General features: G+C 46.2%; 18 protein-coding genes. 4 read left to right on the plus strand and 14 right to left on the minus strand.

Translation table 11 applies throughout. The features are described from left to right. The first annotated feature begins 70 nt into the window (after positions 1-70). Entirely contained in the window at positions 71-1,294 is a 1,224-nt protein-coding gene (locus MESINF_RS10445; RefSeq protein WP_169699761.1) for a 6-phosphofructokinase, read from the plus strand. Positions 1,295-1,337: 43 nt separating this feature from the next. Here MESINF_RS10445 and MESINF_RS10450 read toward each other — a convergent pair whose 3' ends face one another. From MESINF_RS10450 to MESINF_RS10475, 6 genes are all read right to left on the minus strand, one after another. Then, entirely contained in the window at positions 1,338-2,573 is a 1,236-nt protein-coding gene (locus MESINF_RS10450; protein WP_169699762.1) for a glycosyltransferase, read from the minus strand. A gap of 72 nt (positions 2,574-2,645) precedes the next feature. Then, positions 2,646-3,914: an ABC transporter substrate-binding protein gene (locus MESINF_RS10455; protein ID WP_169699763.1), complete on the minus strand. Its 1,269-nt coding sequence runs from the start codon at positions 3,912-3,914 to the stop codon at positions 2,646-2,648. 138 nt (positions 3,915-4,052) lie between these two features. Beyond that, the gene (locus MESINF_RS10460) at positions 4,053-4,922 is read right to left on the minus strand and encodes a carbohydrate ABC transporter permease (protein WP_169699764.1); all 870 of its coding nucleotides are present in this window, start codon (positions 4,920-4,922) and stop codon (positions 4,053-4,055) included. Next, positions 4,919-5,995, minus strand: coding sequence for a carbohydrate ABC transporter permease (locus MESINF_RS10465; RefSeq protein ID WP_169699765.1), 1,077 nt, complete (start codon positions 5,993-5,995; stop codon positions 4,919-4,921). The genes MESINF_RS10460 and MESINF_RS10465 overlap by 4 nt, the downstream gene beginning before the upstream one ends. 27 nt (positions 5,996-6,022) lie before the next feature. Beyond that, the gene (locus tag MESINF_RS10470) at positions 6,023-7,012 is read right to left on the minus strand and encodes a LacI family DNA-binding transcriptional regulator (RefSeq protein WP_169699766.1); all 990 of its coding nucleotides are present in this window, start codon (positions 7,010-7,012) and stop codon (positions 6,023-6,025) included. Between the two features lie 307 nt (positions 7,013-7,319). Beyond that, positions 7,320-8,180, minus strand: coding sequence for a DegV family protein (locus MESINF_RS10475; RefSeq protein ID WP_169699767.1), 861 nt, complete (start codon positions 8,178-8,180; stop codon positions 7,320-7,322). Between the two features lie 362 nt (positions 8,181-8,542). Here MESINF_RS10475 and MESINF_RS10480 point away from each other — a divergent pair, with 362 nt between their 5' ends. Genes MESINF_RS10480 through MESINF_RS10490 form a run of 3 tightly spaced genes read left to right on the plus strand, consistent with a single transcriptional unit; the run spans position 8,543 to position 12,876 of the window. Then, positions 8,543-11,641 (plus strand): efflux RND transporter permease subunit, encoded by a 3,099-nt coding sequence (locus tag MESINF_RS10480; RefSeq protein ID WP_169699768.1) that lies wholly within the window; start codon positions 8,543-8,545, stop codon positions 11,639-11,641. Positions 11,642-11,651: 10 nt separating this feature from the next. Next, positions 11,652-12,041: a DUF3783 domain-containing protein gene (locus MESINF_RS10485; RefSeq protein WP_197712665.1), complete on the plus strand. Its 390-nt coding sequence runs from the start codon at positions 11,652-11,654 to the stop codon at positions 12,039-12,041. Next, a complete protein-coding gene (locus tag MESINF_RS10490; protein ID WP_169699769.1) occupies positions 12,034-12,876 on the plus strand; it encodes a GNAT family N-acetyltransferase in 843 nt (280 codons plus the stop codon). The genes MESINF_RS10485 and MESINF_RS10490 overlap by 8 nt, the downstream gene beginning before the upstream one ends. A 9-nt stretch (positions 12,877-12,885) precedes the next feature. On the opposite strand, the gene MESINF_RS10495 is transcribed toward MESINF_RS10490, so the two are convergent. From MESINF_RS10495 to topA, 8 genes are all read right to left on the minus strand, one after another. Beyond that, positions 12,886-13,875: a cyclic nucleotide-binding domain-containing protein gene (locus tag MESINF_RS10495; protein ID WP_169699770.1), complete on the minus strand. Its 990-nt coding sequence runs from the start codon at positions 13,873-13,875 to the stop codon at positions 12,886-12,888. 109 nt (positions 13,876-13,984) lie between these two features. Next, complete coding sequence (locus MESINF_RS10500) at positions 13,985-15,214, minus strand: acetate kinase (protein ID WP_169699771.1); 1,230 nt, start codon at positions 15,212-15,214, stop codon at positions 13,985-13,987. Positions 15,215-15,228: 14 nt separating this feature from the next. Further along, complete coding sequence (fba, locus tag MESINF_RS10505) at positions 15,229-16,173, minus strand: class II fructose-1,6-bisphosphate aldolase (protein ID WP_169699772.1); 945 nt, start codon at positions 16,171-16,173, stop codon at positions 15,229-15,231. 79 nt (positions 16,174-16,252) lie between these two features. Then, complete coding sequence (gene dprA, locus MESINF_RS10510; protein WP_231936730.1) at positions 16,253-17,155, minus strand: DNA-processing protein DprA; 903 nt, start codon at positions 17,153-17,155, stop codon at positions 16,253-16,255. Between the two features lie 132 nt (positions 17,156-17,287). After that, complete coding sequence (gene hslU, locus MESINF_RS10515; RefSeq protein ID WP_169699774.1) at positions 17,288-18,676, minus strand: ATP-dependent protease ATPase subunit HslU; 1,389 nt, start codon at positions 18,674-18,676, stop codon at positions 17,288-17,290. Beyond that, complete coding sequence (gene hslV, locus MESINF_RS10520) at positions 18,673-19,218, minus strand: ATP-dependent protease subunit HslV (RefSeq protein ID WP_408631277.1); 546 nt, start codon at positions 19,216-19,218, stop codon at positions 18,673-18,675. The genes hslU and hslV overlap by 4 nt, the downstream gene beginning before the upstream one ends. A gap of 8 nt (positions 19,219-19,226) precedes the next feature. Beyond that, positions 19,227-20,141, minus strand: a complete 915-nt coding sequence (locus MESINF_RS10525) for a D-alanine--D-alanine ligase family protein (RefSeq protein ID WP_169699776.1) — start codon at positions 20,139-20,141, stop codon at positions 19,227-19,229. Between the two features lie 6 nt (positions 20,142-20,147). Beyond that, positions 20,148-22,364 carry a type I DNA topoisomerase gene (gene topA / locus MESINF_RS10530; RefSeq protein WP_169699777.1) on the minus strand — a complete coding sequence of 739 codons (2,217 nt, stop codon included), beginning with the start codon at positions 22,362-22,364 and terminating at the stop codon, positions 20,148-20,150. Positions 22,365-22,383: the final 19 nt, after the last annotated feature.

Raw genomic sequence — 22,383 nt, forward strand, 5'->3', positions numbered from 1 at the left:
GTGGCGTCTGTTTTTTTGCAACCGACTGTTATTGGGTGATATGATAATATTCTATCCAGGGGGTGGAAAAATGAAGAACGCTGTTTACGCACAATCGGGAGGAGTTACGGCCGTAATCAATGCTTCTGCTTATGGCGCAATCGTAGCTGCGCTTGAGAGCCGCGATATTGGGAGAGTTTTCGCAGGAGTCAACGGGATCAAAGGAATACTGAATGAAGAACTCTTCGACTTGACCGACGAAAAGCGGAGCGAGATAGAAAGAATCCCTTACACTCCTGGCGCGGTCTTTGGTTCTTGTAGGACGAAGCTGGAGAAGGAAGAGGATTTTGAAAGGCTTTTCAAAGTCTTCGACGCTCATTCGGTAGGTTATTTTTTCTACAACGGTGGTAACGATTCTATGGATACGGCTTACAAGATACATAGAAAGGCTTTGGAAATGAACTTTCCGTTGAGAGTTGCGGGTGTACCCAAAACTGTTGACAACGATTTGCTTCTCACCGATCATTGCCCTGGTTACGGTTCGGCAGCCAAGTTCACGGCCATCTCGATACGTGAAGCCACCAGAGACCTGAAATCTATGTACAGCGATTCAACAAAGGTGTTCATAATGGAGTCGATGGGTCGTCATGCAGGATGGTTGACGGCATCGGCCGCTCTGGCCGGCATAGATCAACTTCAGGGACCGCAAATAATCTTGCTCCCTGAGGTGGCCTTTAATCAGGAAACCTTCCTGAGAAGGGTAGAAGAGGTTATCAAAGCCGATGGATACTGCTCCATAGTTGCATCTGAAGCCCTCAAGGGGAGCGATGGAAATTATTTATCCACGGCCGGTTATTATGACGCCTTCGGAAATATTCAGCTCGGCAATATCGGCCAGTATTTGGAGAGGCTAGTGAGAGAAAACTTAAAATGTAAAGTTCATGTCGCTCTTCCCGACTATCTCCAGAGATCTTCCAGACATATAGCCAGTCTCATCGATTGGCAGGAGGCGATTGAAGTTGGAGCTTTCGCCGTTAAGGAAGTGTTGCGTGGAAAGAGTGGTTTCATGGTTTCCATAGATCGGACTTGTGACAGGCCCTATCTCAAAGAACTAAAATGCGTCGATCTTTCTCAAGTAGCCAATGGAACGAAACCTCTTCCGGAAGACTTCATTTCCGAAGATGGTTTCTATGTGAGCGACAGTTTTCTGTCGTATGCGCGTCCATTGATCCAGGGAGAGGCTCCGAACCTCTTCCTTCATGGACTGCCTATCTATGAAAACATGGCCAAGGTCAAAGTCAGAAAGAGATTGTGAGAAAACATCCCCGATCGGCCGCACTGGAAGATCGGGGATAAATCTATACAATAAGGTCCGAAAATAGTTGCAAATACTGGTAGAGATGTCTGGTGCTGAGAAAGTTCCTCCGGACAATTTCGTAACCTTTGTTGCCCATCTCTTCTGCCATTATGGGGTTTTCGAGTATTTTCCCGGTATATTCGATAGTCTCATCGATACTGTTTACTAGATAGCCGTTGACACCGTGATGTATCTGTAGCGGAATACCTCCAACGTTTCCTCCGACGACAGGTGTCCTCTTCCACATCGCTTCGCTCATGGTCAATGCAAAGCCCTCTCTGAGAGATTTTTGAATCACAACATCACTCAATCTCTGAGAAGCGTTGACTTCGATATCCCCGATTCCCTGGAAATTCGACAGAATTTTCACATCGTAGTCCATACCTGTGTACCTGAGGAGGTCTTCGTAAATCTTCCAGCCTTCAGGGTCATCGGAGGCCATAGACCCTATCATGAGTAATTGGAGACCTTCGAATCTCTTTTTCAATCCTCTATAGACATCCACAACTCCCATCGGGTCTTTCCAGGGATCAAACCTGGAGACCTGTGTGATGATGGGTCTGCGTATATCCACACCCAGTTTCTTCACCGCGTTGGTCAATTCAACATTTGAAAGATCTCTGTTTTTATTGCTGAGCGGGTCTATGGAGGGGGCTATTTCGTAAATCTCCCCGATGGAGATCCCCTCTTTTGCGTAACTCTTCAGGGTAAAGATTCCAGCGTTGTATGAAGCAAGAAACGAATTGAGGTATTCCCAGAAGGCCGGGTTGGGAGAGGATGTGTCGATATGGCATCTCCAGACAAGTTTTGAGCTGCCAAAGTTTGCGAAGACAGGAAGTCCAACAGGCTGTGGGTCGTGTATCACTACGACATCGTACTTACTGGCCTCAATGAAACGGGCATTCTCCTTGGTCACACTTTCGAAAAGACTACGATCTTCCTTCGAAAGGACGTCTTCTTTTCCCTGAAGGGCGTTATGCATACGTTTGGTCAGATCGAAAAACTCCGATGGAGCTTCGATAACTTTCCAGTCAACCTCGAGGCCACAATCATTCATGAGAGGGATCAAAGTGTGTAGAATCTCGGCCACACCCCCACCGAAGGCCGTGGCGTTTATGTGTAGTATCCGTGCTCCTTTAAGCTGCTCTGAAAGTCTTTCGATATCTTCCAGGACAGAGCTTTCGCAGAATGAACCGTATTTTCGAAGGTTTTTTTTCACTGTCTGAACTGTTTTCACCGCTTCACCTCTTTAGATTCTTCATAACAAATACTGGCCCCTTCCGGGGCCAGTATCCCGAGCGCAATTGTATCAGAATCCCCAGACTATTTCAAAGCCAGTTATGTCTTGTAGATCCAGTGCCAGCTCTTCAAGGGCGGTCTGGGCATTTGAAGTTCCCGATAGAATACTGTGAACTGCCTTGAAGAATAGGGTGGACACTTCGTTGTATCTGGGAGCCGTTGCCGTAGATGGTCTTGCAACAGCGTTTATAAAGACATCAAAGAGTGATCCAAAGAACGGATTGGCCTTGAGAACTTCATAGTCTGCATAGAGAGCCTGTATGGTCGGGTTCATTGAGCCTTCGACGGCTCTGAGCTTCTGAATTTCGTAACCGGCCATGAATAAAGCCAGATCTGCCGCTTCTTTTGGATTTTTACTGTACTTGCTGACAGAGAGCTGCCAGCCTCCAAGCGTCGCTGCTCCATTTCCACTCTTGCCAGCCGGAAGCGGCGAAACGTCGAACTTACCAGCGACATTGCTATCCGGGCCTTTACTAAGACTGTAGCAATATGGCCAGTTCCTCATGAAGGCTGCATTTCCCGTTTGCCATACTGCCCTCGCATCTTCCTCGGCAAAGGTCAGAACTCCTGATGGTGATATTGTGCCGATCCAGCCGGCGACTTTTTCGAGTATCTCGACGGCGTTTGCATTGGCGATAGTTATCTTCTTATCGGGGCTGATAATTGTGCCTGCGTCGTTGGATGCCAGCCACTCGAGAGCATCACATGTTAGTCCTTCGTAGGCGTTACCCTGCCAGACGAAGCCCCAGAAGTCGGGGTTGGTTTTTCTTTCGCCTTCCTGTATGATCTTTGCTGCATTCTCAAGTTCATCCCAGGTGGTGGGTGGTTTAAGTCCGTACTTCTCAAGCAGGTCGGTTCTGTAATAGAGTAATCCAGCATCGGTGAACCAGGGAATGGCAACGAGCCTGCCATCGACTGTGTTATTCTCAACTATTGCCGGGAAGTGCATCGAGACTACTTTATCAGCGTTGTATTCGTAGAGGTCTATGAAATGCTGCGCCAGATCGCCGGGCCATATTACGTCGATCTGATAGACATCGATCTCAGGGCTCTTTGCTTCTAAAAACTGCAGGTAAAGCCCGAGCCTGTCTTGGACCATATCAGGAGTGTCAAGAACCTTAACCGTGATATCGGGATGGATCTTCATATAAGCTTCGGCCGCTCGTTTTGTGAGTTCAAGTTCCTGTCCGACAGCTCCGGCCGCCACGGTTAGAACGATCTGCGAAAACGCCACCAATGCTACAAGTACTAACATTAGAGTAAGCAGTAACTTTCTCATAGAAATACCTCCTTGAAATTGATTTTAAAAAGATCCTTTCTGATTTTCGTACCATGTTTCACTTTCGTTCTCGAATCTTCCGGGATCACCCCCCTGTTTCCCATCAGACCATGTGCGATTCGAAAACAAGAATTGTTGTTAACCTTTCACCGCCCCTGCCGTGAGACCCTGAACTATCCTTCTCTGGAATATGAAGACTAGAACTACTATTGGAACGGTGACCACTACGGCACCGGCCATGATTTCTCCAAAGGGAACCTGTCTAGAAACGCTTCCGGTGAAAAGCGAGATAGCCACCGGGATAGTTCTCGCTCCGGGTGCTATCGTTGTAAAGGTTAGTGCGAAGATGTACTCGTTCCAGGCTGCTATGAAGGCCAGCAAACCTGATGTTACCATCGCCGGGGCAGTGAGTGGCAATAAAATCATACGAAATGTCTGGAAGGGAGTAGCTCCATCTACCCGTGCCGATTGCATTATTTCCGAAGGTAACTCTTTGAAAAAGGCCGTCAATACCCATGTTGTGAAGGGTAGTGTGAAGATCATGTATGAGAGTATTAAGCTGAGACGGGTGCTGAGATTCAACGTTGTGATAACGGCGTAAAGTCCCGACAGGACTGTTATCTGAGGAAACATTGTCAGGGAAAGTATCAAGTACAGGGTAGCCTTTTTCCCTTTGAACCTCAGCTTGCCCATGGCATAAGCCGCGAAAGAGCCCACACAGAGCGCCAGTATTGTTGTCAGTCCGGCCACGATTGTGCTATTCCAGAGCGCCCGGACGAAAGTTCCATCTTTGAAGATGGCCACATAATTCTGAAGTGTAGGCGAGAACCTTCCCTGACTATCTACCGGAAGGAAGGTTGCAGGTGTCATCTGTAGTTGTGCCTCGGATTTCAATGAAGAGTTGACTGCCCAGTAGAAGGGAAAGAGCATATAGAAAAATATAAAAATCACAAGTATCCAGAAACCAATTTTTCCCAGTAACCAGAGGGTTCTCTTATTTCCAGTCATTCTTTATCAACTCCCATCAACCGCATATATATGACCGCGAAGATGGCTATGAAAATGAAGATGATCACCCCAATAGCCGAGGCCAGTCCCATATTCCTGTTTCCGATGAGCTGATAGTAATTGTAGGTGGCCATCGAATACATCCTGTTTCCCATTAAGACCTGAAAAACATCGAAAACTCTCAAAGCGTCGAGCGTTCTGAATATCAGCGCAACGGCTAGAGTCGGTTTGAGAAGTGGTAGTGTGATAGAAAAGAACTGTCTGAACTTATTGGCACCGTCGACTCTTCCGGCTTCATAGAGTTCCCTGGGTATCAACTGGAGTCCGGCCAGAAGTAAAAGAGCCATAAAGGGTGTCGTCTTCCAGACATCAACAGCTATCAACGTTGGCATTTGAAGTGCAGGCGAGCTTAGGAAAGAGAGGCTTCCGTCTCCCAGTCCAAGCCTGTTCAGGACCATGTTGAATAGTCCAGCTCTTGTTGGCTGTAACATCCACTCCCATATTCTCGCCGAGACTACGGTGATAACGGCCCATGGAACCAGCATGGTCGCCCTCATGATCCCTCTGCCTTTGAAGTTGCTGTTCACAACAAGTGCCACACCAAGACCAAGAATTGTTTCTAGAAATACGGAAATTACTGTGAATACCAGCGTGTTCCAGATTGCTTTCATGAATTCCGGATCTCTTGCACCTACTACGTAGCGTTTGCCGAAAAAGGAGAACTGGAACCATTCCCTGTATCTGACGGGTGTTCTTGGAAGTATCCTGACGGCCCTTTCGTAAACTATTTTGCCCGAAGTATCGACCTGGGGTTGCCCTGTTTCTGGATCGATCACCGGGGGCAACTCTTGAATCGTTAAACCTAAAAGGCTTTTGTAGTTTTCTATACCTATGAAGTCAGGCGCTTTATCAGTTCCGGAGGCGAAAACCCTGTTTGTGAAACTCGTGTAAAAGACCTCGAATAATGGGTAAAAGGCTACGGCTGCCAAAATTATCAATGCCGGTATTAGAAGTTTGTAGGCGGTTCTCTGTTCTTTCTGCGCAAGAGTAAGCTTACTTTCTTTCCTGGCCATAAATCCTCCTCAAATTCGCTTACCGGTTCAGGCCGTCTTTCTGCGCACCACAAATGGTAGAAACTTGACCGGTTGAATATAGCCAACCGGTTCTTCGATTCTGTTTATGATGAGCTCGGCCGCTTTTCTTCCCATCTCCTCCATCGGTTGCTGTATAGTTGTAAGTCCGGCTCTCTCAGTCCAACTCTGGTTATCGTAACCGACCAGGAAGAAGTCCTTCCCTGGAATCTTCTTGACTGCCGAAGCCGTTTGGAGAACTTCGAGCGCGAAGTTGTCGGCAAGTGCAAATATGCCTGGTTTTTCGTAATTGAGAAGAATGTCGGCTATCTTTTCGTGAGCCGTATCGAAGAAGAAAGAAGTATATACAGCATGGTCCTTTCCAAATCTGTAGCCGGAAGTTTCGAGCGTTTTCGAAAAACCAAGTAACCTCTTTTCGAAGTTCTCCGTTGCCAGTATGTTGTTGCTCTCCTCAAAAGTAACGGTAAAGAACTCCTTTGCACCGTTGTCTAGTAGTAATTGGGCGGCGTATTTTCCTCCGAGAAAATTGTCCAGATAGACGCAGTCGTAATCCTCCGACTGCGATTCGAGAAGCACGATATTTTTTCCAAAATCGATCTTGCGCTTCAGAAGAAACTCCATGTTCATTGTACAGAAAACCGCCCCATCTGAATCTCTGAGAAGAGTGGTGTCGTTGTGCAGTCTTTCTAATCTCCGGCCGGAGAAGAGAGGGTATATCACCATTTCATAATTCATTGAGTCGAGTGCATCATCGAATGCTTTCATCACACGCCAGTGAAACTCGGTTCTCACTTCAGGCATGAAAAAGAGCACCCTCCTGGTTCGCCCGCCTGCCAGTCGTCGGGCAACTGAGCTGGGTCGATAACCAAGCTTGGCGATAGCCTTTGTCACTTTTTCTTTCGTCGAAGGCTTAACAGAACCGCCATTCAAGACTCTGGAAACGGTACCGATTCCAACACCTGAAAGTCTCGCAACATCTCTAATAGTTGGCTTTCTCAAAAATATCTCTCCGTATTGTACAGTAATATTGGAAACGATTCCATTATAACAATTGAATTACATCAAATCTAAATCCTTATAACTAGCATTAAAGTCAATTATTGGCAATTAGAAGCAACGTAGATATAATAAAGATATTTTTCTTTTGATTCGACGGAATATCTTGCGATTGTCTAGCATAGCTATCTTTTTTGAAAACTTAGATGGAACCGCCCGAATAAATATACAATAAGAGGTGGGATGATAGAGATCCCGAGAAGTGAGGTATTTTTTTGGAAAAACGAGTTTCCAGCAGTAAAATTATCTTCTATCCAACCAGTGCGCCAATACCGATAATTCCGCTTCCTCCGTGTACAAGAATTCCGGCCGACAGTTCACCCGCAAAAAGCACCTTCGATAGACCGCTTATCTGTTCTTTTACCCAGGAAACCAGGGTCATAGTTTCGTCGTCGTCGCCGGAATGGTATAACGCGATGCAAAATATCTTTTTGCCATTGACCGCCGATTTTAGTTTTTCAACCATTTTCTCAACGGCTTTTCTCATTCCTCTGGTCCTCCCTACCTGGGAAAAAACTCCACTTCGATCGATGGTGACAATGGGCTTAACGTTGAGTATTTGTCCCAGAGCCGCTTCTAGTTTCCCGATTCTTCCGCTTTCTTTTAAGTATTTCAGGGTGGGAAGTACAAAGAAAACGATGTTATCTTTTCCGGCACGCTTTCTGAGATCGGAGGCAATCACTTTCAGAGAATCGCCCCGCTCTTTCATCATAAAGGCCCGATAGACAAGCATTGCAGCCCCGCCAGAGAGTGAGAGTGAATCGATACACTCGATGTGAACGTTAGGATTCTCGCTCATGAATTGTGCGGCCATAGTGACAAATAGATTGTGTGTACCACTCAAAGAACCCGAGAGATTTATAACAAGGAGTTCGTTGTAGCCACGTTCAACCATCGATCGGTACGATTCCAATACATCTGTAGGATTTGGCAGAGAAGTTTGAGCAAAATTCTTTTCCAAATGTTGCAGTATTGTCTTCTTTTCGATTTCCTGACCCTCACGATAAGATTTACCATCCAAAATTACCATGACCGGTACCACAAAAACATCGTCCCGTCTGGCCAACTCTTCTGGAAGATCCACTACTGAGTCACAGATAAAACCTATCAAGACGGATCAACCCCTCCTGGATTCGACAAATTGGTGAACCAAAGAATCACTACTTTAGGAACACATGATTCAATAAAATCCTTGCTTAAAAAGATTATACCCCGTCTCCTGGCCGATAGATGAACGATTTTCACAGTTTTAGATTTGAAGTATGAAGGGATCTATAAGCGGGAACTTCAATTTTGGATTCTAGATGGTACAGATAGTAAAATATACTGTTGATAAGAAAATATGATGCTTAAGACTTTTTTGAAGTATAATATTCGGTCTTTTTGTGCCCTACCTTTATTTATTGGACGGGTTTCGAATATTGACCGGATTTGACCTGATCTATGTTTAGAGAATAATTAAGGGTGAATTCAATGTGGAGAAGATTACTTGGTGAACTATCCAGAAGACCTGTCGCAATTTTTCTATTGATGGGGACACTGATATTCCTGGGACTTTTTTCGTGGCAGAAACTGCCGGTTGATCTTCTACCTAATCTTAACGTTCCATATGCTCTGATCGTGACTCCATACATAGGAGCAACCCCGGAGGAGGTTGAAAGAGATATAACCGATCCTTTAGAGAGCGCCGTTTCCTTTACCAGTGGCGTGAAGAGTATCTCGTCGCAATCACGTGATGGGTACTCGATACTTACGGTCGAGTTCGAAGGAGATACAGATATGGCATTCGCGATATCGAGATTGAGAGATTCCATAGATACGTTTTCATTCGAACTGGCAAGCGATGTAGATCCTATAATAGTCGAATTCAACCCTTCGCTATTACCGGTGTATATACTGGGAATATCTTCCAGAGAGGCAAATGATCTCATAGCTCAGACCAACAAACTCATGGGAGCACTTTCGAGGATAGACGGAGTTGCCAACGTGATGCTTGCCGGTATCCCCGAACAGCAGGTTGTCGTTACTCTAGATAGGGAGAGAATGGAGGAGCTGGAAATACCTCTGGAAATAGTAAAAACCGTTCTAGAAGAAGGTGTACGCTATCCCATGGGTTTTCTGGAAAAAGATGGCCTAGTATATACCTTATCGGTCCGATGCGAATTCACATCGCTTGAAGAACTTTCGAACACTGTTGTGGGGTTCAGAGGCATGGGAAGTTCGATATCGGCACTGACACTGGAGACGGGCAGGACTTTCCAGTTGAGTGGAATCCCTATTCCAGTTAGGCTGAACCAGATAGCAACTGTGGAGTTATTAGATCAAGAGATCAGGGGTGCGATCTCAGTTAACGGTCTAAATGCAGCAGTAATTACAGTTCAGAAGCAATCTGGAGCCAACACTGTGAATGTCGCCGCCGAAATTTCGAAGTTACTGAAAGAGTGGGAGAAGTCGGAGATACAATCGGAAGTGATCACGATCAGTGATACGAGCCAATTCACTAACATGGCTATCAAGGGACTCTTCAAGAATCTGCTTATTGGAGCGTTCGTGGCCACCCTGGTGATCTTTGCCTTCTTGAGGAACTTTGTTGCGACTCTAGCCATAGCGGTTTCGATGCCCCTCTCTCTCTTGACTGCAATATTGATACTCTATTTTTCCGGCTTTGGGCTCGACTTAATGACCTTGGGAGGCCTCACCATGGCCGTAGGAATGATAGTTGATAACAGTATAGTCGTGCTCGAGGCCATATACAGATACCTCGAAGCCAGAAAGAAACCTTACGAGGCGGCAGGTCAAGGCTCCGAAGTTGTTGGCGCTATCTTCGCCTCGACACTGACAACTGTGGCCGTCTTCGTGCCTTTCGCTTTCATAAGTGGTCTGGCCGCCCAGATCTTCAGATACTTTGCGTTTGCGCTGGCCTTTTCTCTGGGTGCTTCGCTTTTCATAGCTATAATCATGATCCCTGCTTTCACTGGATTTATACGGGTAAGGCGGCCCAGGGAAAGTAACTATGTAAGATACAAAGCTTTTTTGAAAAAGCTACTCGAGCGGAGATTACTAACCATACTGGTATTTGTCGTGATATTTGCCCTCAGTCTCTTCGCCTTTTTTTTAAAGAGCACCGAGTTTATACCAAGCTTTGACAACGGAATCGTTACCATTGATCTCACTTTACCAAAAAACACCGATTACCGTACTACAGTAAAGGCAGCAAAAGAGATAGAAGACGCCATAATGGAGAATTCAGAGGAAATCGCTCTTAAGACAGTCTATACAATGGCCGGTGTTACCGGGGATATAATTACTCTTCTCACAGGTTATTCGGAGAACATGGCCACAATCCAGGTTTATCTAAATGATCTTGGTGAGAGGAGAATTTCCACAGACGATGCTTTGAGAAGTCTCGCCAAAATTACTGATGGAATTGTCGAAAAATATGGCGGAGAGATCAGTATCGGCACGAGCGGGTTGGAACTGGAAGCTGTTTTCGGCAGGGATATAGAAATAGCAGTTTTCGACGGCGATCTCGATAGTATGAGGGCCAAAGTCGAGAGCCTTGCTGCTGAACTGGCGGGTGTAGTAGGAATCGAGAACATACAGACTAGTTTCGACAACAGACAGGATGTGATCGAGTTAACGATAGATAGAAGTAAGGCTACATTGGCCGGTCTTTACCACTTACAGGTTCTGGGAGCCATTCAACCCTATACAGTGGGTATAGACCTCGGAATGATCAGTCTGAATGGCAAGAGCTTGCCAGTTAAACTTCAACAGACAAAGGGAGAGGGATACGAGTGGATCAAATCCCTCCCTATCGATTCTTTGCTTGGAAATAAAACCTATATCGGTATAGTTTCCAACATGGAGATAAGGGAAAGCCCCTCTACAATAGAACATCTAGACAACCAGAGGGTTGGCTATGTGAAAGCCGATGTACTGGGTAGACCACTCGGACAGGTAGTAGAAGAGGTGAGAGAAATCATAGAGGGTCGGGATGGCCTGACCAATTGTCAGCTGAAAGGTCAAGGAGACCTAATCCAACAGATAATAGAGCAATTCGGTTTTGCCTTGTTGGCGGGAATAATCTTCATGTATCTTATAATCGGTGCCCAGTTCGAGTCGCTGGTTTATCCGCTTGTCATCTTCTGTACCCTTCCGATGGCCCTTGTCGGTGTGGTCGTTGTATCTTATCTTTTCAATCTCACCATAAATATAAGCAGCCTAGTTGGAGTACTCACGCTAGCAGGCGTAATAGTTAACAATGGAATAGTAATGATAACTCAGATAAATCAGTTGAGGGAGAGCGGAATGGAAAAGAGAGAAGCTATCTTAGAAGGTGCAGGCAGACGTGCCAGGCCAATACTTATGACATCGCTGACAACTGTTGTCGCATTACTCCCTACGGCCTTAATAAAGGCAGAAGGCTCGGAATTGGAGAGTCCCCTCGCTCTTGTAATTGCCGGAGGGTTGCTTGTGGGAACTATCTTTACTCTTTTACTGACTCCAGTTCTTTACGATTTGATAGATAATCTCTCTGTGAGATTCAAAAAGAAAAACTCTATACAATGAGGTGTTTGTAGTGAATCGAGAATCGAGTATCTTGGTTTGGTGTGACCAGGTAGCATTGGATATTTTGAGAGAGGGGATTCCAGGAATCGAAATAATTGATTGTCGCGGATTTGAACAATACTCAGTTGAGTCCATTCTAAAAGGTGAAGAAATTGAGAAAGAACTATCTTTCGGAAGAGAAAGCACGGACGGAAACGAAGTGTATTGCTTTGTCATCTTTGATGGTCTTAAAAACGAGCTCATAGGTCGTACTGTGAGTTTCATCAAAAAAGCTGTCTGGAGACGATGGATCTTTGCCACCACTACGGAGAACAATCTATCATGGAAGCTGAGGGATCTTCAGAAGGAATTGATAGAGGAACATAATTACTTCGAAACGAGAGGCGATAAAAGTGATTGAAAGTGTTTTTAGAAAACTTGATGAACTCTCAAAGGTCGATGTGGTAAATCTCCTCAACGTTATTTTCGAAGATTATGCGCTGCGAATGCAGTGGAACCTTGAGAGCTTCGATCGCGATGTCCACGAGAACAGTATCTCCATGTCCGATTCTTTCGTCATGGAAATGAAGGGTGAACCAGTCGGGATAGTTCTGCTCAGTTTTAGAGACAAGCGGGCCAGAATCGATCTCATGGGCGTTATACCCTCGTTCAGAAGAAGCGGCATCGGTTTTCAGATGGTAGATGAGTCGGTGAAGATCTGTAAATGGAAGGGCAGCGATAGTGTGGTGCTGGAGGTTCTCAAAAAGGATTCGAGAGCCATGGGCTTTTACAGGAAGTTCGGTTTTCGTGAGAGGAGGGACCTGATAACTTTCTTTCTCAGAAAATGCGGCAAAAACGGTTATACTCTTAAGAAAACCACGCCCGATGTAGTAATGGAAAAGGCTCTCTGTACTATGGGCAAATACGGAAGACAGCCTGAATGGCAGCGTGAGCCATCGAATTTTTCTCGCTTGGATTTATACAACTTCGACAGAATAGTTGATGAGAGCGAAAGAGAAATCGGATACTGTGTCTGGGGTCAGAAAGAGGATGTTATGTATATAGTTGACTGCGGTCCGTCGGAACGTGCCGATTTCCATGAAGTGCTTCAGGCTATCTGTGGCATAGCAAAAGGTAACGAACATCTTCTATTGTTCCCAACAGTTCCTGAAGAAGACGCGCTTTTCAAAGCCGCCGAAGAATTCGAACCGGAAATACTACTTGTTCAGACTGAGATGATTTATAAGCTTCATTAAAAACGGGGCTCAAAAGCCCCGTATCGCTCTAAAATAGCCGAGCAGATATTCGAGTAATCTGAACCCCTCCTGGGGAAATTTGTCAATTAGGATGTCTAAGAACTCTTCATCACTGAGAACCGCGAACCTTGAATTATCGCTGGCAACTACCGTGGTGTCCCAACTTCCTCCGGTGAATGCGTGGATCTCTCCAACAGAATTGGGAGCGTCAATTGTGAAGAGTAGCGATGTCCTGCTTCGGTTTGTTTTTAGGAATTTTAGGCTACCTTCCAGAAGGAAGACCACGTTATTAGACTTGTTGCCTTCTTCAAATATGACTGTATCGCCTCTCGCCCTGGAGGATCTGTCCAATAGGAGATCGGTAAAATGATTGAAGAAATCCTTACTATAACCCGGCCCTTTAGTTATAAGTCTGTAGGCGGTCTCGAAAAGTTCTAGATAACACACCATTTTTCGTGCAAGATTAGATAATTCGCTGCTGGATCCGCCCATAATCTGAACGATGGCCTTGAGTGAGATTTCGACTTTCCGATTGCAGATACAGCTCACCGCATAAAAAATCGTCGCCGGCAAGGTTAGTGGTGAATTCTCGTAATGAGAAAGGTAGAATTTGAGAACCTCTTCGGCCTCCGCAAATTCACCCCTCTCTATGAGCTTTACTCCTTTACGATAAAGCGACTTTTCGCCGAAGAGAAGCGGAGGAAACTCGTCGAGCCATCTTTGTTTAGCCTCTATGAGCCCTTTCATGAAATCTTCGAAATCCATATCACTACAACTTTCACACGAAAATATTTCTTGGCGAACACTGTCGAAGACTCTTTTCAATCTTTCAGGTTTGGCTACCAGATATTCACCCAGTTCTTCCTTGTTTCCGACTAATACTGATGAATAACCTATTGTGAAGAGGTCTCCACTGTGGCTACAACCTGATATAGTTATAGGATCGGCGAGTTCACCGGCCATGTATATCCTGTCGTTTACTCCTTCACTTCTAAGCAAAAGGCCGCCAGAAGAGACTATATAAAATTGATCAGGCTCTCGGCCGCTTTCGACGAGTCTGAGATCTCCCTCGAAAATCCTCTCTCTAATTTCCCTTCAGCACCTTTCCTCAGTCTTCCCAGAGCTTCAGCTCTTTCAGACCTTTTTTCACTATCTCGCTAGTGTCTCTTGCTATGACCAGTTCTTCGTTGGTAGGTACCACCAGTACCTTGACCTTAGATTGAGGCGTGGAGATAATGATTTCACATCCTTTGCAGTTATTCTTCTCTCTGTCGAGTTCTATACCTAAGTAGTTGAGATATTTATTCACCACATTTTCTCTAAGGAAGGGGCTGTTTTCTCCGACTCCGGCGGTGAAGGCTATAGCATCGACGCCGTTCATCGCAGCGGCGTATGCACCTATGTATTTTGCCAATCTGTACTCATAGATATTGTGTGCACGCATACAAAGGGGATCTTTTTTTGCCGCTCTCTCTTCGATATCCCTCATATCTACGAACTGATGATCAGTAAGACCGAACATGCCGCTCTCTTTGTTTAGAAGATTGTTAACCTCTCCGGCCGTAAAGCCCTCCTGTTCTTGCAAAAAAGGAACGATGGCCGGATCGACATCGCCCGAGCGCGTCCCCATAACAAGACCCTCAAGAGGTGTAAAACCCATAGATGTATCAACCGATCTTCCATACTTAACGGCTGCGACCGATGCGCCATTACCTATGTGAGCTGTGATTATCTTCAATTCTTTTATTGGTTTTCCGAGTATATTCGCCACCCGGTTGGCAACATACCTGTGGCTGGTTCCATGGAAGCCGTATCTGCGAATTTTGTATTTTCTATAAAGCGAGTAGGGAATAGCGTACAAGTAAGCTGTTTCCGTCATCGACTGGTGGAAGGCCGTATCGAAGACACCTACATGCGGAACCGAAGGTAGAATCTTCTTGGCGGCTATTATTCCTTCGATGTTAGCCGGATTGTGGAGAGGAGCCAGAAAGTTATTGGCCTCTACCTCTCGTATAACTTCATCGTCGAGAAGAACCGAAGAAGCAAACCTTTCTCCTCCATGAACGACTCTGTGGCCTACGGCCTCGATTTCGTTGATATTTTTAACAACGCCTGTCTTTTCATCCTGAAGAGCATCGATAATCAACGCCAACCCTTCGGTATGATCGGCGATATCTTTAGTGAATTCAAACTTCTCTTCGCCTCTTTTATGTGTGAGCTTCGAGCCGGAAATTCCTATTCTCTCTAGTAAACCCTTTGCAAGAACACTCTCACTGTCGGCATCAAGCAACTGGTACTTGATAGAAGAAGAACCGCAGTTGATAACAAGAATCTTCATCCAGACACCTCCATCTATGCTTTGTTTGAACAACCAAGAAGTCTAAGTCTTTCTCTGATTATGTTCTTAACTAGCTCCTTTGGTGTCTTGAAGTATTTTCTCGGATCGAACTCTCCAGGATTGTTGGCCAGGTACTCCCTCAAGGAGGCTATGAAGGCCATTCTGAGATCGGTATCTGTATTGACTTTGTTTATACCGTACTTGACCGACTCAGTAAGGATGTCCGAAGGCACGCCTTTGGCTCCCCTGAAATCGGCTCCGTACTTTTCAGCGAGCTTCTTGACCTCTTCAGGAACACTAGAGGCACCATGAAGAACCAGCGGAAGCCCGGTGAGTTCTTTGACTTTTTTAAGTCTATTGAAATCCAGTTTCGCTTCTCCCTTAAACTTGAAGGCTCCATGGCTAGTACCTATCGCAGGGGCGAGGAAATCCACTCCAGTTTCCTCAACGAACTGTTTTGCCTCGTTCGGGTCAACTAGAGCCGCTTCGTGCGATTGGACCATCACATTGTCCTCTATTCCCACTAGTCTTCCGAGTTCAGCTTCTACGGATACTCCTACACTGTGAGCTATCTCGACCATTTTTTTCGTTTCTTCTATATTTTTCTCGAACGGATATTCAGAAGCATCTATCATTATCGAAGAGTAACCAGCCTTGATGGCTGCCATAAGTATTTTGAAGCTCTTACCGTGGTCTACGTGTAGAGAAACCGGGATATCTGTATTGTCTGCGAAGGCCCTCACCATTGAAACGAAAAGGCTTGCTCCACGCTGTACATCGCCATCGCCTGCGTACTTAATTGCCCCTTCGGACGTCTCTATTATTACCGGGGAGTTCTCTTCTACTCCAGCCTCTATGATGGCCTGAAGGAATTCAAGATTGTTGATGTTCAACGCCGGTACGGCGTAGTAACCTTTGTTCGCCTTGTCAAGAATATCCTTTGTGTTAACGTATGGCATTAACTCTCCCTCCAATCCTTTTGTTTAAGTGCTTTTCGAAACGATTATACCACCACATCAACCGACCATTCAGAGGTTTTTAGCTTCTGTTCCAGCGCCCGTTTTCTTCGTAAACAAGCCCTTCAAGCTGTAGTTGAGTTAGCTCAACCATCAGCTCGTTGCTCGACTTGCCGCTTGCCAGAAGGATCTCTCCGAAAGTCATCGGACCGTTCCCCAGACATTCGTAAACGGGCGAGTCGATCTTTCGCTTTTCGCTTTCTCTTCGTCCTTCTCTCGTGAGCCAGGGAAACTCCTCGAGTATATCTTCGTATTCAGTGATCAACTTCGCTCCGTTCTTGAGAAGCCAGTTGGTACCCTTCGAATTCTCTCTGTAGATATCTCCCGGCAACGCGAAGACATCTCTCCCGTTTTCCAGGGCTAGGCGGGCAGTTATCAGCGAGCCACTCCTCAATCCGGCCTGGACTACGAAAACGGCCTTTGAAAGACCGGCGATAATTCTGTTCCGTCTGGGGAAATTCTGTTTAAGCGGGGGAGTTCCTGGCAGGAACTCCGATACGATACAGCCACAGGCGCGCACCTTATCTATCAAAGTTCTATTAGATGCTGGATAGACGATATCTATCCCGGTACCCTGTACTCCTATCGTAACACCGCCAGCTTCCAGGGCACCTTCGTGTGCCTGGGCATCTATTCCAACAGCCAGACCGCTTACGATGGCTACTCCAGAATCAGAGAGCGATCTGGAAAAGTCTCTGGCGACTCTCAAACCATAGCCATCGGCTTTTCTTGAGCCCACAACCGCCAATGTTGATTCGTTTTTAAGCATTTCTTTGTCTCCATGGTAGAAGATAACCGGTGGTGGGTCATACAGATTTCTAAGGCTTTCTGGGTACTCTTCGTCTTTATAGATAAGAAAAGCCTTATGAGAAGAAAGAACCTTCACAATCTCCGCAAAGGTTCTCCTTATACGTTTCAAAGCCAACGGGTTTAGCGGCGCCTCCGAAATCATTAGCGAAGTCGATGAATAACCCTCCTCGCACAAAATTCGCATCTGCTCTACTGAAAGATCTCCCGAAAGGGCGATGGCCGCGTACTCTATCCTGTCCATTTTCGATCAGAGTATAAATGCGCTGAGGTCTTCATCGGCCGCTATACTGCCGATTTTGGAATCTACATAATTCCTGTCGATGACTATATCGACCGCAATCTCGGGTGCCTGGAAGGAAACCTCTTCGAGGACCTTCTCGACGACCGTGTATAGCCTTCTCGCACCTATGTTTTCTATCCTCTCGTTAAGGTTGTGCGAAACTCTAGCCAGCTCTTTCAAGCCGTCCTCGCTGAAAGTGATCTTCACACCTTCGGTATCGAGCAGTGCTGCGTACTGTCTGGTTATAGCGTTCTTGGGTTCGGTGAGTATCCTCAAAAAATCCTCCTCGGTCAGAGGACTCAATTCTACCCTTATGGGAAACCTTCCCTGAAACTCGGGTATTAGATCCGAGGGTTTAGCCATGTGGAAGGCACCGGCAGCAATGAAGAGAATGTAATCCGTCCTGACCTGACCGTATTTGGTCGTAACGGTCGTTCCTTCGATTATCGGAAGAAGATCTCTCTGTACACCCTCTCTGGACACATCTGGACCATGGCTGCCGCTTCTGAAAGAGATCTTATCTATCTCATCTATGAAGACTATACCGCGATTTTGAACTCTCTCAATCGCTTCGGACACAACTTTATCCATGTCCAGCAGCTTTTCCGATTCAACCGGGAGCAAGGCTCTTCTAGCGTCGCCTATCCTCATTTTCTTCCTCTTCACTTTCTTTGGAACCATGCCCCCCAGGACGCCTGACATATCTATACCCATATCCTCCATTCCGGGTATCATTATCATTGGCTGGCTGTGGTCCTCCAATTCGATCTCAATATCTAAGTCTTCCAGATCGCCGGAACGAAGGCGCTCTCTGTACTCCTCTCTCCTGTTTCTTATTCTTTCGATCTCTTCCTGACTGGGTCTGCTCTGCTGCGTACCTTGGAAAAGCTCGAAGATGTTCTTCGGGCCGTTGGCTTTAGACTGACCTCCAAGCACCAGTGATTCCAGTATTCTCTCTTCTACCTGGAAGGAGGCTTTCCCTTCGACTTCCTGTATCTTCTCCTGCTTCACCATATTTATACCGACATCGACCAGTTCGCGTATTATCGATTCAACGTTTTTACCTACGTATCCAACCTCGGTGAATCTAGTGGCTTCGACCTTAACGAAGGGTGATCCCGTTAGCTCTGCCAGTCTTCTTGCTATTTCAGTCTTTCCAACACCGGTAGGCCCCATCATCAGTATGTTTTTGGGTATGACGTCTTTCTTCATCTCCTCGGGCAATCGCTGACGACGTATTCTGTTGCGCATGGCCACTGCCACAGCCCTCTTGGCCACTTGCTGTCCTATTATGTATTTATCCAGTTCTTCAACTATCCTTCTCGGTGTAAGGAGGTCGAGTTCCTCTCTTGTCACTTACCATCACCTCCGAGAGTTTCTACTGTGAAATTAGAGTTGGTGTATATGCATATCTCACTTGCGATAGTCATTGCCTGAACGGCTATCATCTCTGCATCGAGGTTAGTATTTCGCATAAGAGCGCGGGCGGCGGAGAGTGCGTAAGAGCCGCCCGAACCTATCGCCAGAATCTCTTCGTCGGGCTCGATGACTTCGCCGTTACCCGAAACCAGAAGAATCGTTTCGTTATCTGCAACAAGGAGAAGCGCCTGCAGGTTTCTAAGGATCTTGTTGGTCCGCCATTCTTTGGCTAGATTTACCGCCGCTCTCCTCAGGCTTGAGTTGCTCTCCTTGAACTTCTCTTCAAATTTCTCGAAGAGTGTCATAGCATCGGCGACAGAACCGGCAAAGCCTGCGAGAACTCTTCCATCTCCCAACTTACGAACCTTACGGGCTGTACCTTTCATGATGGTTTCACCCAGAGTGATCTGTCCATCACCTGCCATTACAGTTTTACCGTTCTTTCTAAGTACCAGTATAGTCGTTCCATGCATTTCAATCATCTCTATCACCTCCGGTTCCTACGGCCAGCCGCCTCAACGATCGCACCTATAGTCTTATCGAAAGAGAGGCCCATGGCCCTGGCCGACATCGGAAGATCGCTCAGATCGGTGAGCCCGGGTATAGTGTTCACCTCTAAAAAGTAGAACCTGTCCCCTTTCACGATTCCATCTATCCGGGCCATATCCCTACAGCCCAGAGAACGGTATATATTCAAGGCATCGCTTTTTATCTGTGATTCGATTGTGATATCCAGAGGAGCAGGAACTATAAAATCGGTCATCCCCGCCGTGTATTTGGCTTCATAGTCGTAGAATCTCTTCTTCGGCCTTATCTCAAGTATTGGAAGAACCACAGGTCCTGTCTCAAAGTCGATTATCGAGACCGTCACTTCCCGGCCTGCTATATACTCTTCAATGAGAATCGCGTCGTACTCCTCAATCAAGCGGGAAGCTTCCCCCATGAGTGCTTGCAAGTCGTCACAAATCATCACACCAATGCTTGAACCTTCGCGCGTTGGCTTAAGAACACAGGGAAAGATTTCCCAGCCTGCGATATCCTCTAGAGTGGTTATCTTTTTCCACTCGGGAAGATACACTATTCCCTGCATCAATCTATAGGTCATCTCCTTGTCGAAACAGATGGCACTTGCTTCGGAGTCTGAACCGGTGTAAGTAAATCCGGCCAGTTCCAGCAGACCCTGTACCGTTCCGTCCTCTCCGAACTTTCCGTGGAGTGCCAGAAAGAAAAGATCAGCGTCAATATTCAGCAGTTTTTCGATGTTCGATCTTTTAAGGTCTAAAGGAACGACTTCGCTGCCTCTCTTTTCGAGAGAAGCGATTACGTTATAACCGCTCTTTATCGAAATCTCTCGTTCGTGAGAAAGACCCCCGTAAACCACAGCTATCCTTTCTCTCTCCATGTTCGACTACTCCTCTATAGGGTACTCCTTTTTACACTTTTCACAGTAATAAACCTTCTTTCCGCCACGTTTAACTTTTATGAAGAGCGTAGAGTCGCATGCTACACACTTCATGTTGGTCGGCTCGCTCCAGTAAAGTTCTCCGCACGAAGAGCACTTGAAGTAATTCTTTCCTTTTTTGCTACGCAGTTTCCCGATCGTCCCTCCACATTTAGGACATGGAGCCGGAATCTCCATATTCCTGGTGTATTTGCATTTGGGATAAGCCGAGCAGGCGATGAATTCGCCAAACCTACCCTTCCTAAGCAGGAGCGGAGAACCGCACTGGGGACATTTCTCATCTATCTCCCTTTCTTTTTTTTGCTCTTGCAGAATATCTTTCAGGATAACCTTACCATCTATGACACCTGAAAAGATCGTCATATCGATCGACTCATTCTTGTCGCATTCCGGACATTTCAGATAACCGCCGTATCTTCCGAACACCACTTTGAAATGGCTACCGCATTCACATTCTCTATCTGTTGGGAACTCGATCTTAAACTCTCCATTCTTTATCTTTCTGTCTATCTGGTCTAGATCGGTCTTGAATTCGTCATAGAAGCTCTCTATTACTTCTTTCCACTTTTTCGACCCGCCTTCAACCTCGTCCAGTTCATTTTCCATATTCGCAGTGAAATTTGTATCGACCACATCGGGAAAGTGATCGGTGAGAAATTCATTGACTATGGCTCCCAGAAGCGTCGGCCGTAACTCCTTTGACTGACGGAGTACATACTTTCTGTCGAGTAGAGTCGAAATGATCGTGGCGTAAGTTGAAGGCCTGCCGATCCCTCTTTTCTCCAGTTCCTTGACCAGTGAAGCCTCGGTGAATCTTGAGGGAGGCTTGGTAGTTTCCTTTTCCCAGATGAAGTCATCAGGCTTGATCTCCTGTCCTTGACCGTACTCATGATTGAGTTCATCCTTGCTGGATCTGGTTAAAACCCTTTCAAAACCGTCGAAGACTCTTTTTTCGCCAACGAGGGTAAATGCGAAACGATCACTTTTATCAATTACGGTCACTTCAGTCACTTCATACTCAGCGCCGGCCATCTGCGAAGCCAGAAATCTATTCCATATCAAGGCATAAAGTTTGAGAAAATCTCCCGAAATCAGTTTCTTTGCAGCCTCCATGTCGATCTCAGGATAAGTCGGTCTAATCGCTTCGTGGGCATCTTGTATCTTTTTTCCGCCCTTAGATGCTTTTATAGGCCCGATGTATCTTTCACCAAAATTGTTCTTGATTATCTCGACGGCCTTCTCTCTCGCCTGTGAAGAAATCCTGGTCGAGTCGGTTCTCATGTAAGTTATGAAGGCTATCTGCCCCTTCTCCGTTTCAATCCCTTCGTACAGCTGCTGGGCAACCTTCATCGTCCGGCTGGCGCTCCAGCCGAGTTCGCTTATGGCACTCTGCTGAAGGGTAGAAGTTATAAATGGCATGGGGGAAGCCCTCTTTGAAAGTCTTTTCTTAACTTCTTTTACGAAGAATAGAGAGGCTTTAAGTCCTTTCAAGACTGTGTCCAGTTCCTCTTGCGTAGTGATCGACCTGTTTCCGAATTTTTTACCTTGAAGTTCGGTTAGTGTGAACCTATCATTGCCCACAAGCATGAAGATCTTAAAGAAATCGTGGGGCACGAAGACCATGATCTTCTTCTCAAGTTCTACCATGAACTTCAAAGCTACCGATTGCACTCTTCCCGCGCTCAATCCTTTGGTCATCGTTCTCCACAGAAGAGGGCTGAGTTTGTACCCGACTATTCTATCGAGAATGCGGCGGGCAACCTGTGCTTCGACTTTGGACATGTCTATCGTCCTGGGCTTTTCAACTGCCTCTTTTATGGCAGATTCTGTTATTTCGTTGAAGACGATCCTGTTTGTATCCTTGCTTGACAGTCCCAGAAGCTGTGCAATGTGCCAGGCTATCGCCTCACCTTCGCGGTCCAGGTCCGACGCGAGAAGAACTTTCTTGCCCTTCGCCTTCATAGTGAGTTCTGCGACGATCTTTTCCTTCCCCTTGAGAATTTCGTAAGTCGGCTCGAAGGTCTCTGTGTCTATACCGAGAGTGGATTCAGGAAGATCTCTTATGTGACCCTTCGAAGCCGTAACTTCGTAGCCTTTCCCCAGATACCTCTCGATGGTTTTCGCTTTTGCCGGGGATTCTACGATAACTAATTTGTCTGGCAAGATATCACTCCATTTCAGA

Origin of the sequence: Mesotoga infera (assembly GCF_900157305.1) — a bacterium.
GTDB classification, from domain to species: domain Bacteria; phylum Thermotogota; class Thermotogae; order Petrotogales; family Kosmotogaceae; genus Mesotoga; species Mesotoga infera.